Source organism: Nocardioides sp. R-C-SC26 (assembly GCF_021246465.1).
Lineage (GTDB): Bacteria > Actinomycetota > Actinomycetes > Propionibacteriales > Nocardioidaceae > Nocardioides.
The window spans coordinates 26,261-41,913 of sequence record NZ_JAHRHK010000015.1; the positions used below are offsets into that span (position 1 = coordinate 26,261).

Here is a 15,653-nt window from a genome sequence, read left to right on the forward strand (position 1 = left end):
ATGGACCTGACCTTGTCGTTTCAGAGGGTGGTGACGATCAGACGAGTGATCGTCACTCGCCGGTGAGCACGAACGCCAGGGCGATACCGATGATGGCGAGGGCCTCGGCGAGCGCGAAGCCGAGGATCGCGATCGACTGCAGCCGGCTCTGGGCCTCGGGCTGGCGGGCAACACCGTTGATGTACGCGGCGAAGATGAGACCGATCGCGATACCCGGGCCGATGGCAGCCAGGCCGTAACCGATCATGTTGAGGGAGCCACCCATGGCTACTTTCCTTTCGGTTGTTCCCCGCCGTTCGTGGCGGAGAAGGTGTGACAGCTGTGGAGGTGCGGATGGTGCGATGGGACGGCGGACCGGGTGGCCCGCAGGCCCAGGTCAGTGCTCGTCGGCGAGGGCGCCGGCGATGTACATCGCGTTCAGCAGTGCGAAGACGTAGGCCTGCAGGAACTGGATCAGCATCTCCAAGAAGCTGACGACGATGGCCAGGACCAGGGCCAGCGGGCCTGCGACGTAGCCGATGCCGCCGTACTCGGTGATGAGGTAGAAGCCGCCGGTCGCGAACAGGACCAGCAGGATGTGGCCCGCGAACATGTTGCAGAACAGACGCAGGGCGAGCGTCACCGGGCGGACCAGGATGTTGGAGAAGAACTCCAGCGGGACCAGCAGCGGGTACATCGCCGGGCTGACGCCGCTCGGCACGCTCTGCAGCTTCAGGTAGCCGAGCACGCCGTGCTTCTTCATGCCGACCGCGTTGTAGATCACCCAGGACAGACCAGCGAGCGCGTAGGCCATGCCCGAGCGGCTGAAGGTCGGGAACTGGAACAGCGGGATGCTGGCGAAAAGGTTGTTCAGCAGGATGAAGAAGAAGACCGACACCAGGTACGGCGTGAACTTCTGGAAGTCGTGGCTGCCGATGATGTCGCGACCGATGCTGTTGCGTACGAAGCCATAGGCCTCCTCGCCGGCGTACTGCAGCCGTCCGGGAACCAGGGTGCCCTTGCGGATCGCCAGGTAGAGGAAGCCGAAGACGACGACCGCCGCCACGATCAGCTGGAGCATCGGCTTGGTGACGCCGAGGCTCCCGATCTCGAAGACCGGCGGGAGGTCGAAGATGCTCGGGCCGGGAGCGTGGAACTCATCAGCGGCCGTGACCGAGCTGGGTGTGATCACCAGATCTCCTTCAGGTGTCCTGCGAGTCGGGAGGGGATGCGGGAGGCGGGGAAGTCTGCGCAAGCGGATCGCTGCTGGCCGGACCCGTTCCGAAACGGGCGAAGGTCATGTAGAGACCGAACGCCGCCCCGATCAGGATGCCGACGACCACGAGGTACGAGGTGTCGAGCCATCGATCCGCGAGCCAGCCCAGGACGCCGTACACGCCTACTCCGGACACGATGTATCCGAACGCGTGCCACGGGTCGCCCTTCGGTTTCTCCTCGGGCTCGCTCATTGCGGTCCGGACGATAGCAGGCGCAGATGGTCATCGTTCACTCCCCTCCGTGCCGTGGGCAGCGGGCTGCTCCGTGGCACGGCGAGGGTCCGCCGGGACGGGCGCCGAGACACCGGCCGAGGGCAGGTCGTAGACGGGGATCCGGGCCTTCATCGACATCAGCACGTGGGTGAAGGTCCAGCAGAGCGACACGGCGATCACCGGCGCTCCCAGGGCAGCGCGCGCGTCGCCGTCCTCCGCGACGCCCGAGCGGTCCAGCGCCACGAAGATGAGGCCGAGCAGCATGATCTGGGTGGCGTACGTCAGGAGTGCCAGCAGGAGCGAGGCCGCGGGCCACACCGTCGCGACCGCGGACATCATCATCGCGCCGAAGGTCATCACGCCGACCGTCGCCGCAACGATCGCGAGCACAGCGCCGACGAACCCGGTCGAGGCCCACGACCCGTCGATGGCACCGACCACCGCGAGGACCAGGAACGCCCCCGACACCGCGGTCCCGCCGAGAGCTCCGGCGAGTGCCGACCAGACCAGAGCACGCGACCCACCCATGGGGGTCGAGGGGCCTCGGCGGGCCTTCGCGGTCGTCATCGTCGGCGGCCGTTCCAGTCGTCGTAAGGGAACTTCTCAGGCGATTCTCACCTGCTCGTGAAAACTATCACAAAGTCTGTCGCCGGTTGGAATCGGCCTCCGCGACGGGGGCGACCCGATCTGCGGAAGCCGGTGCGTCCCGGCTGCCGGACGGGTGCTCGAGCGCGACGTCGTGATCGCGGTCCGCTGTCGCGATCTCCCCGTCGAGGGGGTCGACGTGGTCGACGTGGTCGGTCGCGTCCTCGTCGTCGGCCAGGAACGCGGGGCGGTGGATGATCGGGAGCACGAAGGTGACCAGCATCGTGAGGACGAACCCGACCGAGAGCGAGACCCAGACCCGGGGACCGGTGTAGAGACTCGCGATCACCGTGGCGAAGGCGATCAGACCGGCCCAGGCCCACATGATCAGCACGGCACGCCGGTGGGAGTGGCCGATCTCGAGCAGCCGATGGTGCAGGTGCCGCTTGTCGGGCGCGAACGGCGATCGGCCCGCGCGGGTCCTCCGGATCACCGCCAGGACCAGATCTGCCAGCGGCACGATCAGGATCAGGATCGGGATCGCTATCGGAAGGAGCATCGGCAGGAAGCTCGACCGCGCTCCCCCGCCGCCGAGCGCGACGTCCTGGGGAGCGAACTGGGTGGTCACCGAGATCGCGGTCGCCGAGAGCACCAGGCCGATGAGCATCGAGCCACTGTCACCCATGAAGAGCCGTGCCGGATGGAAGTTGTGCGCCAGGAAGCCGACACACACGCCGGCGAGCGCGGCCGACAGGAGCGCACCGGTGGTGGCGCGGCTGACGCCGTTGAACGCGCTGAGTTGGTAGCAGTAGAAGAAGAAGGCCACCGCGCTGATCCCCACGACACCGGCGGCGAGCCCGTCCAATCCGTCGACGAAGTTCACCGCATTGACCGTCGCGATCACGATCAGCGCCGTGATGATCGCGCCCTGGCTCGCGTCGAGCGCGAACTGCTGCTCACCGCCGGGTGCGAACAGGAACCTGAACTGCATGCCGGAGTAGACGAGCAGACCGACGGCGATGACCTGACCGCCGAACTTGGTGAGGGCGTCGAGGTCGAAGATGTCGTCGAGCACGCCGACACCGCAGATCACCGCGCCGGCGATGAGCACGGAGCGGGCGTCGGAGAAGGTGTAGGAGCCGCTGCGGCTGAGGAACGGCAGCTCCTGCGCCACCAGATAGGCAGCGACCAGCCCGCCGAGCATCGCCAGTCCGCCGAGGTAGGGGATCGGCTCGGCGTGCACGTCGCGATCACGCACCGCCGCCACAGCGCCGGTGCGCAGCGCGATCTCCCGCGCGACCACGGTGAGGAGATAGGTCACCGCGGCCGCGACGAGGAAGACGACGAGGTACTCGCGCATCGCGGGGCCGGCCTCAGTCCTCGACGGTCAAGGTCGCTCCGAGGGGCTCCAGCACCGCGTTGAGCTCCTCGACGCCGATCGCACCCAACCGCAGGATGCGGCCCTGCGGCCCGGTCGCGTCGACGATCGTCGAGGCCTCCCCACCCGGTGCCGCGCCGTCGTCGACGATCACGGCGACGAACGACCCGAGCATCTCCTCGGCCTGATCGGCGTCGGTGGCCGCCGGCATCCCCGTCAGGTTCGCCGAACTGACGGCGAGCGGCCCGGTGCGCTCGAGGATCTCGCGGGCCACGTCGTGGTCGGGCATCCGGATCGCGACCGTGCCCCGGGTGTCACCGAGATCCCACTGCAGGGATGACTGTTGGCGGCACACGAGCGTGAGGGCACCGGGCCAGAAGGACTCCGCGAGGGCACGCGCGTACCCGGGGACGTCGACCGCGAGCGCGTCCAACGTCGTCGCGCTGCTCACCAGCACCGGCGGCGGCATCGAGCGCCCGCGCCCCTTCGCCTCGAGGAGGTCCGCCACGGCGGCCGGGTCGAAGGCATCCGCGGCGACTCCGTAGACCGTGTCGGTCGGCAGCACGATCAGCTCACCTCGCTGGATGGCCACGGTGGCGGCGCCGATGGCGGCTTCACGCTCCTCGGCGTCCGCCGTCGTCAGTCGCTCGCACGTCGCAGTCGCGGCGTACTCCGCCGCGAGCTCGACATCGTCGGGGCGGTCCTCACCGGGGGTCTCGTCGTGCTCAGCCACGCCCGCCATCATCGCAGCCGGGCCGTGGTGTAGCGGGGACGCCCCGCCAGGTCGGCATGGTCGCGCACCTCGGTCCACCGACCCGCCTGGACGAAGACGGCCGGAGCACTCTCGCCCTGCGCGTCGGCGTGCTCGAATCCGACCACCCCGCCGGGGCGCAGCAACCGCGCGGCGACGTCCTCCACCACACGGATGGCGTCCAGTCCGTCGTCTCCGGAGAACAAGGCCAGATGCGGGTCGTGGTCGCGCGCCTCGACCGCGACGGACTCCCACGCCTCCCACGGGATGTAGGGCGGGTTGCAGGTGATCACGTCGACGGTTCCCGCGAGCTCGTCGACGGCGTGCGCCATGTCGCCCTGGCGCAGGTCGACACCGGTGCCGGCGAGGTTGCGCTCGGCCCAGCCGTGGGCGGCCGGGTCCAGCTCGACGGCGTAGATCCGCGCCAGGGGGACCTCGTCCGCCAGGCTGCGCGCGATCGCCCCCGACCCGGTGCAGAGATCGACGACGACCGGTGCTCCCGCACCGTCTGGCCCGGCGGGAGCGCTCACGGTCCTCAGCGCCTCGATCGCCCATCCCGCCAGCAGCTCGGTCTCGGGCCGCGGCACGAAGACGCCCGGGCCGACGGCGAGCTCGACATGGCGGAAGTAGGCCCGGCCGGTCAGGTGCTGCAACGGCTCGCGAGCCGCGCGACGTGCCAGCAGCGTGGTGAACCGCTCCCGATCGACGTCCGAGACGACGTCGATCAGCGGGAGCCGCGAGCGCTCGACGCCCAGCACGGCCGCCAGGAGCGTCACGGCGTCAGCCTCGGGGCTCGCCACGCCGGCTGACGCGAGCACAGCGACGGCGTCCCGCACCAGCAGCCGGGGCGAGGGACCGGCGGCGGAGGTCATTCGTGCTCGAGGGCGGCGAGCCGAGCGGCGAGATCGGCCGCCACGCACGAGTCGAGCACGGGGGCGAGGTCGCCGTCGAGCACCTGGTCGAGGTTGTAGGCCTTGTAGCCGGTGCGGTGATCGGAGATCCGGTTCTCCGGGAAGTTGTAGGTGCGGATCCGCTCGGAGCGGTCGACGGTGCGCACCTGGCTGCGACGGGCGTCACTGGCCTCGGCGTCGGCAACCTCCTGAGCCGCCGCGAGGAGCCGGGCGCGCAGGATGCGCAGCGCCTGCTCCTTGTTCTGCAACTGGCTCTTCTCGTTCTGGCAGCTGACGACGAGTCCCGTGGGCACGTGCGTGATCCGCACGGCGGAGTCGGTGGTGTTGACGCTCTGCCCACCCGGGCCGCTGCTACGGAAGACGTCGATGCGCAGGTCGTTCTCGTCGATCACGACGTCGACCTGCTCGGCCTCGGGGAGCACCAGCACGCCGGCGGCGCTGGTGTGAACCCGCCCCTGCGACTCGGTGACCGGAACCCGCTGCACGCGGTGCACCCCGCCCTCGAACTTCAGCAGTCCGAACGGCGCGCGGCCCGGCTCGGTGGCTCCCTTCGCCTTGACCGCCACTGTGACCGACTTGTAGCCGCCCAGGTCGGACTCGGTCGCATCGAGTACCTCGACCGACCAGCCCACGCGCTCGGCGTAACGGCTGTACATGCGCAGCAGGTCCGCGGCGAACAGGGCAGACTCCTCGCCGCCCTCGCCCGACTTGACCTCGACGATGACGTCCTTGTCGTCGGCCGGGTCACGGGGCACCAGCAACAGGCGAAGGCGCTCCTCGGCCTCCGGCATCCGGGCGGCGAGCGCCTCGGCCTCCTCGGCGAAGGCGGCGTCCTCCCCGGCGAGCTCCCGCGCGGCGACGAGGTCGTCGCCGAGCCCTCGCCACTCGCGCCACGCGCCGATGATCGAGTTCAGCTCCGCGTAACGCTGGTTGAGTCGCTTGGCCAGACGGGCATCGGCATGCGTCTCGGGGAGCGCGAGTGCTCGCTCCAACTCGCCGTGCTCGGCGAGCATCCCCTCGACCGCCTCGAACATCGCCGCACCTCCTCTGGGCGTTGACCCGTCTTAAGACAAAGACGGGTCAACATGGTTCTGGGCGTTGACCCGTCGTGAGACAAAGACGGGTCAACGTGCGACGGCGCCGGCCCCTGGAGAGAGTCCAGGGACCGGCGCCGTCGGAAGCGCTACTTGGCGGTCTTCTTGGCGTAGCGGGCCTCGAACCGGGCCACACGGCCACCGGTGTCGAGGATCTTCTGCTTGCCGGTGTAGAACGGGTGGCACTGCGAGCAGACGTCAGCGTGGATCGAGCCGGACGTCGAGGTGCTGCGCGTCTCGAACGAGGCGCCGCAGGTGCAGGTGACCTGCGTGGCGACGTACTCGGGGTGGATGTCCTTCTTCATGGTGTCCTCTCCTGTGCGCCGGGTCGCCACGCGGGTGCGTGACGTGAACCGGAGCCGACGGGGCATCGTAGTCAACCGCGAGGCGACCCGACGAATTCCGAGGTTTCCGTGCGGCCGTCGTCGGGACGAGGCACGACGCGCGCGGGCAGGCGGATGGTGACGGAGGTGCCGACGCCCTCCGTCGACTCGATCAGCACCTCGCCGTGATGGGCCTCCACGATCGTGTGCATGATCCGCAACCCCAGCCCCGTGCCGGGGATCTCGTTGTCCTGGGCGTTGGAGGCCCGGAAGAAGCGGGTACCGATCCTGTCCAGCTCATGCTGCGGGATCCCGATCCCACGATCGCGCACGGCGACCTCGACCCAGCGCGGTCCACTGCCGAGGTCGACGTCCACCCGACCGCCGTCCTGGCTGAACTTCACGGCGTTGGTGAGCACGTTGACGATGGCGCGCTGGAGCAGCGCCCGGTCAGCCAGCACCGGAAGCGCACCATCGGTGAGGTTCACCGTGACGGCGATCCCCCGACGCGCTGCTGTCATCCGCACGTCGCTGACCGCCTCGGCGACCAAGGTCGCCAACTCGGTGGGCTGCAGGTCGGCGGTGCGCTGCTCAGCGCGCGAGAGCGTGAGCAGGTCGTCGATGAGCGCCTTGAGTCGTGCGACGTTGCGGCGGGTCGCATCGAGCATGCGCTCCTGCGGCGGATCCAGGCGTCCCTCCCAGTCCTCACCGAGGATCTCCAGGTAGCCGGCGATCGTCGTCAGCGGCGTGCGCAGCTCGTGCGAGACATTGGAGACGAAGTCGTCCTTGGCGTTGTCGAGGACCCTCAGCTCCTCGTGGATCTGGGTCTCCACAGCGCGCGCCCGGGTCTGGGCCTCGGCGAACTCGTTGAGCGCCCGCGCGATCGCTCGCACCTCTCTCGGCCCCCGGCCGACGTCGGCCCGGGCGGCGCCGTCCTGTCGGGTCATCCTGGTGACCACGTCCGCCAGGTCGAGCAGGGGCGAGGACAGGTCGTCCAGGAGCCGCCGTCGCGCACGCACAATGGTGATCCCCGCGACGACCATGAACACGAAGGCGGCGACCATGGTGATCTGTACTCGCGTGGCGGCCATCTCGCTGATGCGCGACCGTTCGCGACTCAGTGCCTGCTCGGTCACGGCGGTCGTCTCCCGATAGCTCGCGAGCATGGCCTCTCCGCGTTCGAAGCGCGGCGCGTCGTAGGTCTCGATGCCGCCGCGAGCTGCGATCCGTGGACGGGCATAGCCGTCCATCCACAACTCGACGGCACGCAACTCCTTCTCGACCACCCCGGCGACCTCGCCGTTCAGGGTGTGGTGGGCGAGCAGTCGGCGCAGGCGTTCGACGTCGCTCGTGAGCTCCGCGGCCGCACCGGCGAATGCCGTCCGCCACTCGATCTCCCCGGTGCGCCCCCAGGCGCTGACCGCCGACTCGACCTCCACGGCGTCGAGCCGGACCTGGTGGTGCAACCGTGCGATCGGCTCGACGCCGTCGGCCAGCCGCTCCATGGCCACCGAGGAGGTCCACGCACCCACCACGCACACGGCAGCCATCACGGGCACCAGGATCCCCACACGCCACAGCACGGGTGCGAGCTGGCGCGGCACTGAGCGCCCTTGCTCGCGTACCTCCGCCCGCGTGCTCCCCATGGATCCCCCTCGGCCGACCTCGCGACGGGGATCGCCGACGACGTCGTGTCCGGCGGCGCACTCCCCCGATCGAGGCTAGCGACGAGAAGCGCCGCACGGCACGGTCACGGCACGGATTCACCCGTTCGGCGGCACCGATGACCCGTTCGGGCCAGAGCGCCGGAGAACCCGACGAGGCCGGGCGAGCCCCACCTCAGGCGCGGGATGCGAGCAGGGACTCCACGCGTTCACCGAGATCGCGAGGGCTGAAGGGTTTGGTGATGTAGGCATCGGCACCCGAGTGCAGGCCGGTCTCGACGTCGGACTCCTGCGCCCGCGCCGTCAGCAGGATCACCGGAAGGTGCGACAACGTGGGATCCGCCCGGATCTGACGAACAGCGTCCAGTCCGGAGACGCCGGGCATCATGACGTCGAGCACGACCAGATCCGGGACTGCTGCCCGACATGCCTCGACGGCAGCGCCCCCATCGCCGACCGCTCGTACCTCGTGCCCGAGAGTCGACAGCTTGAACGCGACCAGCTCCCGGATGTCGACGTCGTCGTCGGCCACCACGATGTTCGCCACGGTTCTCCCCCTCTTCCCAGCACACGTCTGGGTCTCCATCGTGCCGCGTGCGCCCTCCCGGCGCACCCGTCACCTGTGTCAGCTGCTCTGAGCGCGCGTCAGGAACTCCACGTTCGTGCGGCTGCCTTCCAGACCACGCACCAGGGAGCGGTGCGCCTCCTCGGCGCCCTGGTCGGCCCACGAACGCCGCAGACGCGCCACGATCGCCGCCTCGTCGGGTGAGAGGAGGACGTCCTCGTGCCGCGTACCCGACTGCAACGGATCGATCGCGGGGAACATCCGCTGATCGGCGAAGTCACGGCGCAACCGCAACTCGTGGTTGCCCGCGCCCTGGATCTCCTCGAAGAACACCTCGTCGGTCTCCGAGCCGCTCTCGACCACCGCCGTCGCGAGGATCGTCAGCGAACCGCCGTCCTCGACGTTGCGGGCGGCGCCGAAGAAGCGCTTGGGGGGGTAGACGGCGGACGCGTCGACCCCACCTCCGAGCACCCGGCCCGACGGCGTCGCCGCGAGGTTGTAGGCACGGCCGAGACGGGTCAGGCCGTCGAGCAGCACGACGACGTCGTGCCCCAGCTCCACCAGACGCTTGGCGCGCTCGATGGCGAGCTCGGCGACGATGACGTGGTCGGCCGCGGGACGGTCGAAGGTCGAGGCGATCACCTCGCCCTTGACCGTGCGAGCGAAGTCGGTGACCTCCTCGGGGCGCTCGTCGACGAGCACGACCATCAGGTGGCACTCGGGGTTGTTGGCGGTCACCGAGGTGGCGATCGAGCGGAGGATGGTGGTCTTGCCCGAGCGCGACGGCGCGACGATCAGGCCGCGCTGGCCCTTGCCGATCGGCGCAACGATGTCGATGACCCGCCCGATGACGTCGCTCGCCGAAGTCTCGAGGCGAAGGCGCTCGGCGGGGTGCAGCGGCGTCAGGTCGGCGAACTCGGGGCGAGTACGCGCGGCCTCGGGCTCTCCCCCGTTGACGCTGTCGATCCGCACCATCGGGTTGAACTTCTCTTTGCGCTCGCCCTCGCGGGGCTGACGCACCTGGCCGGCGACGGCGTCACCGCGGCGAAGACCGTGCTTGCGCACCATCGACAGCGAGAGGTAGACGTCGTCGACGCCCGGCAGGTACCCGCTGGTGCGCACGAACGCGTAGTTGTCCAGGACGTCGAGGATGCCCGCGGCGGGCACCAGCACGTCGTCCTCGAGGATCGTGGTGTCGGGCTCGTTGCGCTGGCCGGGTGCGCCCGGCCGCTGACGGTCGCGACCGCGGCGACGACGGCGACCCGCGCGGCCCTCGTCGTCGCCGTCCGCCTCACCCTCGGGCCGGGGCTCGTCCTTGGCGTCGTTCCGCGACTGGCCGCCGTTCTGCTTGCCACCCTGGTTGCCGGACTGGTTTCCCTCGCCCTGACGCGAGCCCTGCTTGGCCTCGTTCTTCTGGCCCTCGTTCTTCTGGCCCTCGTTCTGCTTGGCCTTGGCCTTGCCCTCGCTCTGCTTCGGCTGCTGGGCCGACTGGACGACGTCCCCCTGTCGGCGCGACTGCTGCTGGTCCGCGCCGCCATCGACGCGACGCTCGTCGGAGGGGCGACCGCCCGCACGTTCGGCTGGCTCAGCCTGCGCCGACTTCTCTCCGGCGGAGGACTTCTCTGCCGCGGCGCCGGCGTCGGCGTCAGCGCGGTCTTCGCGCAGCGCACCCTCGCGAGCCGTGTCCTCACGTCGGGAAGGACGCTTGACCTCCGTGCCGGCGGCCTTGATCGCCTCGACGAGCTGCGCCTTCTTCATCGCATTCGCGCCCGGGATGTTCATCGCGCCGGCCATCGCCTTCAGGTCGGCGAGCAGCATGCCCTGCAGGCCGCTCGCCTTCTTCGCGGCGCGCTTCGGCGCGGGGGCGGAGTCGGTGGCCTCGGGAGCAGTCGTGTCGGTCACGCGGAAGTCCTTCTCACAGATTCGGTCGACACCGGTACGCGTCGGAGTCGACGCCGAGATGCTGACGGTGGAGATCGACCGAGAGAGTGGCGGTGACCTGGATCGGTCGCTCCGCACACGGCCTCGGTGGATCACTCAGATCGATCGGCGGTGCGGTGGCCGGTCGAGCCGGCGCGAGCGCCAACCTACCGCACAGGCGCTCAGCGGGGATTCGCCGGGCCGTGCTCGTCGCGCACACCGTCGCAGACGGCGAGAGCGAGGGCCCGCCAGCCGGCCGGGCACGCTGCCAGCAGTGCGCCCGCGTCGACGGCCAGCTCCGGGTGGGTGAACGCCAGCACGGTCGGGCCCGCCCCCGAGACCACTGCGGGCACTCCGCGCGCTCGCAGGTCGTCGATCAGCGCGAGAGAGGCCGGCATCGCCGGACGCCGGTACTCCTGATGGAGCAGGTCCTGGGTGGCACACACGAGCTGGTCGGGGTGGCCGCCCAGTGCCGCGACGAGCAGTGCGGCGCGACCGGCGTTCGCCGCGGCGTCCGCATGCGGGACGACGTCGGGCAGGAGGCCGCGCGCGGCCTTGGTCTCGACGCCGTCGGGCGGCACGAAGACGACGACACCCAGCCCCGGCATCACCGGGCTCGGAACGGCGAAGTAGGAGTGGCCCGTGTCACCGGCGCCCGACGCATGGGTGCCGGAGATCACGAACCCGCCGTAGAGCGCGGGCGCGACGTTGTCGGGGTGCCCTTCGATGCCGGCCGCCAGGTCGAGCAGGGCCGCGTCGTCGAGACGGTCGCGACCGCCCACGACCAGCGCCCGGGCGAGCGCGAGCCCGCCGACGATGGCTGCCGACGACGAGCCCAGACCGCGGGCGTGCGGCAGCGCGTTGCGGCAGCGCAACCGGAGTCCGGTCGGGCGTGCACCGAGGGCATCGAACGCCACGTTCATCGACCGCACGACCAGATGCCTGTCGTCGAGCGGCACCGCCCCGGCGCCTTCACCCTCGACCTCCACGACCAGGCCCGCGTCGAGCACCTCCGCCTCGAGCTCGTCGCGCAGGTCCAGCGCCAGGCCGAGCGTGTCGAAACCGGGCCCGAGATTGGCCGACGTGGCCGGCACGCTGACGCGGACCGGGCCCGCGACCACGCCAGCCTGGTTCACTCCGCGACCAGGCCCGCCGCTGCAGCGGCCGCATCGACGTCGGCGTCGACGACCGTGTCGACGATCGACCCGACGCCCTCCAGCGCGGTGGCGGTGTCCTTGAGCCCGTGACCGGTGACGGTGATCGCCACCGTGGCCCCGGCGTAGGACTCACCCTGGCTGAGCTCCTGCAGCAGCCCGGCGACACCGGCGGCCGACGCCGGTTCGACGAACACGCCGTCACGGGCGGCGAGCTCACCCTGAGCGGCGAGGATCTGCTCGTCGGTCACGGAGGCGAAGCGGCCGCCGGACTCGTCCGCCGCCGCCTCGGCGAGCTTCCACGAAGCAGGGTTTCCGATCCGGATGGCGGTGGCCTTGGTCTCGGGGTCGGGGAACGGCTCACCGGTCACCAACGGAGCGGCGCCGGCGGCCTGGAAGCCGCGCATCACCGGTCGCTTGGTCGACAACCCGAGGCCGGCGTACTGGGTGTAGCCGAGCCAGTAGGCCGAGATGTTGCCGGCGTTGCCGACGGGCAGCAGGTGGAAGTCGGGTGCGTCACCGAGGAAGTCGACGATCTCGAACGCCGCCGTCTTCTGACCCTCCAGGCGCACCGGGTTCACCGAGTTCACCAGCGCGACCGGGTAGTGCCACGCCAGCTCGCGCGCCATCCGGAGACAGTCGTCGAAGTTGCCGCGCACCATGATGACCTGGGCGCCGTGCATGATCGCCTGGGCCATCTTCCCTGCTGCGATCTTGCCCTCGGGCACGAGCACGAGGGGCTTGAGTCCGGCCTTGGCCGCGTAGGCGGCCATCGAGGCCGAGGTGTTGCCGGTCGAGGCGCACACCACCGCCTGGGCGCCTTCGGCCTTGGCCACCGAGATCGCCGCCGTCATGCCGCGGTCCTTGAACGAGCCGGTCGGGTTGCTGCCCTCGACCTTGAGCCAGACCTCGGCTCCGGTCAGTCCGGAGAGCCACTCGGAGTGGACCAGGGGCGTGCCGCCCTCGCGCAGGGTCACCGCCGGCGTCCCCTCGGGGATCTCCAGCAGTTCGCGGTACTCCTCGACGACGCCTCGCCACTGATGGGTGCGCAGGCGTTCCTGCCGGGTCGCGCTCACTCTTCTCCTCCTTCGACGCGCATCACCGACGTGACATCGCGCACGATCTCCAGGCCTCGCAACGTCTCGACGGTCGCGGCCAACTGCGCATCGCGAGCCGCGTGGGAGACGACGACGAGCTGCGCGTCGTCGTCGCGACCCTCCTGCCGCACGGTCTGGATGGACACACCGTGCTCGGCGAAGGCCTGCGCCACGGTCGCGAGCACCCCGGCACGGTCGTCGACGTCGATGGCCACGTGGTAGCGGGTACGGGTCTCCCCCATCGGGAGCACCGCGCGATCGGTGTAGGCGGACTCGCCGACGCCGCGCGATCCAGCGACCCGGTTGCGCGCGACGGTCACCAGATCGCCGAGGACCGCGCTCGCCGTCGGCGATCCGCCGGCGCCGGGGCCGTAGAACATCAGCTGACCGGCAGCGTCCGACTCCACGAACACCGCGTTGTAGGCGCCGCGGACGCTCGCCAGCGGGTGGCTGCGTGGGATCATCGCGGGGTGCACCCGGGCCGCGACGGCCTCCTCGCCGTCCTCGTCGACGCGTAGTTCGCAGATCGCGAGCAGCTTGACGACACATCCCATGTCGCGGGCCGAGGCGACATCGGCCGCGGTGACCTCCGCGATGCCCTCGCGGTGCACGTCGGCCGCGGTGACGCGGGTGTGGAAGGCCAGGGAGGCCAGGATCGCCGCCTTCGCCGCGGCGTCGAAGCCCTCGACGTCGGCGGTGGGGTCGGCCTCGGCGTAGCCGAGCACCTGGGCCTCCTCCAGCGACTCGGTGAACCCGGCGCCGGAGGTGTCCATCTTGTCGAGGATGAAGTTCGTCGTGCCGTTCACGATGCCGAGCACCCGGGTCACCCGGTCGCCGGCGAGCGACTCACGCAGGGGCCGGAGGATCGGGATGGCACCGGCGACCGCCGCCTCGTAGTAGAGATCAACGCCGGCCTTCTCCGCCGCCTCGAACAACGTCGCGCCGTCCTCGGCGAGCAGCGCCTTGTTCGCGCTCACCACGCTCGCACCGTTCTCGAGCGCGGCGAGGATCAGGCCACGAGCGGGCTCGATGCCCCCGATGACCTCGACGACGAGGTCGATGTCGTCGCGCGTGACCAGCCCGGCGGCATCGGTGGTCAGCAGATCACCCGCGACCTCGACCTCGCGCGCGGCGTCGAGACGGCGTACCGCGACGCCGGCGACCTCGACGCGCCGTCCGACCCGCGCCGCGATGTCGGCGTCCTGGTCCTGGAGCAGACGCACCACCTGGCTGCCCACCACGCCGCAGCCGAGGATCGCCACCTTCAGGGGCTTGTCGCCCTCATTCATCGTGCCCCCACGTCGGTTGCCAGAAGATCGTCCTCAGTCTCGCGTCGAATGACCACGCGCGCTGCCCCGTCCCGCACCGCGATCACCGGCGGCCGCAGCGCGTGGTTGTAGTTCGAGGACATCGACCGGCAGTAGGCGCCGGTACCCGGGACGGCGATGAGGTCGCCCGGGGCGATGTCGGCGGGCAGGAACTCGTCGCGCACCACGATGTCGCCGGCTTCGCAGTGCTTGCCCACGACGCGCGCGAGCACCGGCGGCGCCGCGGAGTGCCGGTTGGCCAGCGTGCAGGAGTAGTCGGCGTCGTAGAGAGCCGTGCGGATGTTGTCGCTCATGCCGCCGTCGACGCTGACATAGGTGCGCACCGCGCCGCCGTCGAGCGTGACGGGCTTGACCGTGCCGACGGTGTACACCGTGCACATCGCGGGGCCGACGATCGCCCGGCCGGGCTCGATCGAGAGCCGGGGCTCCTCGATACCGAGGGCACGGCACTCGTGCTCGACGATCTTGGTCATCTCGGTCGCGAGCTGCGCGGGATCCGAGGGGTCGTCCTGCGTGGTGTAGGCGATGCCGAAGCCGCCACCCAGGTCGCACTCGGGCATCGTGACGCCGAGCTCGCTGCTGATGCGGGCGTGCAGCCCGAGCACGCGGCGAGCGGCGACCTCGAAACCCGCGGTGTCGAAGATCTGACTGCCGATGTGGGAGTGCAGTCCGAGCAGACGCAGACCGCTGAGACCGCCGACCTGGCGTACCGCAGCGAAGGCATCGCCGTTGGAGATGGAGAACCCGAACTTCTGGTCCTCGTGCGCAGTGGCGATGAACTCGTGCGTGTGCGCCTCCACACCTGCGGTGACGCGCACCATGACGCCCTGGGGCGCGCTGATGGTGCCGGCGGCGAGGAGCTCCGCCGCAACCTGACCGACCCGCTCGATCTCGGCGGAGGAGTCGACCACGATGCGACCCACGCCCTCGGCGACGGCGCGGCGCAACTCCGGCACCGACTTGTTGTTGCCGTGATAGCCGATGCGGGACGGGTCGATCCCGGCACGCAGCGCGACGGTCAGCTCACCGTTGGAGCAGACGTCGAGGTGAAGGCCCTCCTCGGCCACCCAGCGCGCGACCTCCGTGCAGAGAAACGCCTTGCCCGCGTAGTAGACGTCGAAGTCGGCGAAGGCGTCTCGGAAGGCGCGCGCACGACCGCGGAAGTCGTCCTCGTCGAGTACGTAGGCAGGGGTGTTGAACTCCGCAGCCAGGTCGGCCAGCGGCATTCCTCCGACGACGAGGTCGCCCTCGACCTTGTGCGCCGTCCTCGACCACAGGCTCGGCACCAAGGCGTTGGGGTCGGTCGGCTCGCGGAGCCATCCCGGCCCGCGCAGCGCCCCGGGCGCGTGCGCCCAGCCAGCTTCATGCGTCACCGCGCCGCTCCCGAGCGTGCGAGGGTGCGGATCACGCGAGG

General features: G+C 70.4%; 16 protein-coding genes. All 16 read right to left on the reverse strand.

The window, feature by feature from the left end:
* Positions 1 to 52: 52 nt before the first annotated feature.
* Positions 53 to 265 carry an ATP synthase F0 subunit C gene (gene atpE / locus KSO97_RS13805; protein WP_232679848.1) on the reverse strand — a complete coding sequence of 71 codons (213 nt, stop codon included), beginning with the start codon at positions 263 to 265 and terminating at the stop codon, positions 53 to 55.
* 111 nt (positions 266 to 376) lie between these two features.
* Positions 377 to 1,171 carry a F0F1 ATP synthase subunit A gene (gene atpB, locus KSO97_RS13810; RefSeq protein ID WP_232679850.1) on the reverse strand — a complete coding sequence of 265 codons (795 nt, stop codon included), beginning with the start codon at positions 1,169 to 1,171 and terminating at the stop codon, positions 377 to 379.
* Between the two features lie 10 nt (positions 1,172 to 1,181).
* Positions 1,182 to 1,448, reverse strand: coding sequence for a hypothetical protein (locus KSO97_RS13815; RefSeq protein WP_232679851.1), 267 nt, complete (start codon positions 1,446 to 1,448; stop codon positions 1,182 to 1,184).
* Between the two features lie 30 nt (positions 1,449 to 1,478).
* Positions 1,479 to 2,036, reverse strand: coding sequence for a hypothetical protein (locus KSO97_RS13820; RefSeq protein ID WP_232679853.1), 558 nt, complete (start codon positions 2,034 to 2,036; stop codon positions 1,479 to 1,481).
* Positions 2,037 to 2,103: 67 nt separating this feature from the next.
* A complete protein-coding gene (locus tag KSO97_RS13825) occupies positions 2,104 to 3,414 on the reverse strand; it encodes a glycosyltransferase family 4 protein (RefSeq protein WP_232679855.1) in 1,311 nt (436 codons plus the stop codon).
* Positions 3,415 to 3,427: 13 nt separating this feature from the next.
* Complete coding sequence (locus tag KSO97_RS13830; RefSeq protein ID WP_308188310.1) at positions 3,428 to 4,165, reverse strand: L-threonylcarbamoyladenylate synthase; 738 nt, start codon at positions 4,163 to 4,165, stop codon at positions 3,428 to 3,430.
* A gap of 8 nt (positions 4,166 to 4,173) precedes the next feature.
* Positions 4,174 to 5,055: a peptide chain release factor N(5)-glutamine methyltransferase gene (gene prmC / locus KSO97_RS13835; RefSeq protein ID WP_232679857.1), complete on the reverse strand. Its 882-nt coding sequence runs from the start codon at positions 5,053 to 5,055 to the stop codon at positions 4,174 to 4,176.
* On the reverse strand, positions 5,052 to 6,128 hold the full coding sequence (gene prfA, locus KSO97_RS13840) for a peptide chain release factor 1 (RefSeq protein WP_232679859.1): 1,077 nt from the start codon (positions 6,126 to 6,128) through the stop codon (positions 5,052 to 5,054). The genes prmC and prfA overlap by 4 nt, the downstream gene beginning before the upstream one ends.
* Before the next feature lie 149 nt (positions 6,129 to 6,277).
* Positions 6,278 to 6,493 carry a 50S ribosomal protein L31 gene (gene rpmE, locus KSO97_RS13845; RefSeq protein WP_232679861.1) on the reverse strand — a complete coding sequence of 72 codons (216 nt, stop codon included), beginning with the start codon at positions 6,491 to 6,493 and terminating at the stop codon, positions 6,278 to 6,280.
* 71 nt (positions 6,494 to 6,564) lie between these two features.
* Positions 6,565 to 8,157, reverse strand: coding sequence for a cell wall metabolism sensor histidine kinase WalK (locus tag KSO97_RS13850; RefSeq protein WP_232679863.1), 1,593 nt, complete (start codon positions 8,155 to 8,157; stop codon positions 6,565 to 6,567).
* 193 nt (positions 8,158 to 8,350) lie between these two features.
* A complete protein-coding gene (locus KSO97_RS13855; protein WP_232679865.1) occupies positions 8,351 to 8,722 on the reverse strand; it encodes a response regulator transcription factor in 372 nt (123 codons plus the stop codon).
* A 78-nt stretch (positions 8,723 to 8,800) separates the two neighbouring features.
* The gene (gene rho / locus KSO97_RS13860; RefSeq protein WP_232679867.1) at positions 8,801 to 10,642 is read right to left on the reverse strand and encodes a transcription termination factor Rho; all 1,842 of its coding nucleotides are present in this window, start codon (positions 10,640 to 10,642) and stop codon (positions 8,801 to 8,803) included.
* A 200-nt stretch (positions 10,643 to 10,842) separates the two neighbouring features.
* Entirely contained in the window at positions 10,843 to 11,781 is a 939-nt protein-coding gene (thrB, locus tag KSO97_RS13865; protein WP_232679870.1) for a homoserine kinase, read from the reverse strand.
* Between the two features lie 11 nt (positions 11,782 to 11,792).
* Positions 11,793 to 12,890 carry a threonine synthase gene (gene thrC / locus KSO97_RS13870; RefSeq protein ID WP_232679871.1) on the reverse strand — a complete coding sequence of 366 codons (1,098 nt, stop codon included), beginning with the start codon at positions 12,888 to 12,890 and terminating at the stop codon, positions 11,793 to 11,795.
* Entirely contained in the window at positions 12,887 to 14,200 is a 1,314-nt protein-coding gene (locus KSO97_RS13875; protein ID WP_232679873.1) for a homoserine dehydrogenase, read from the reverse strand. Before KSO97_RS13875 ends, thrC begins: the two co-directional genes overlap by 4 nt.
* Positions 14,197 to 15,612 (reverse strand): diaminopimelate decarboxylase, encoded by a 1,416-nt coding sequence (gene lysA, locus KSO97_RS13880; protein ID WP_232679875.1) that lies wholly within the window; start codon positions 15,610 to 15,612, stop codon positions 14,197 to 14,199. Before lysA ends, KSO97_RS13875 begins: the two co-directional genes overlap by 4 nt.
* Positions 15,613 to 15,653 lie beyond the last annotated feature (41 nt).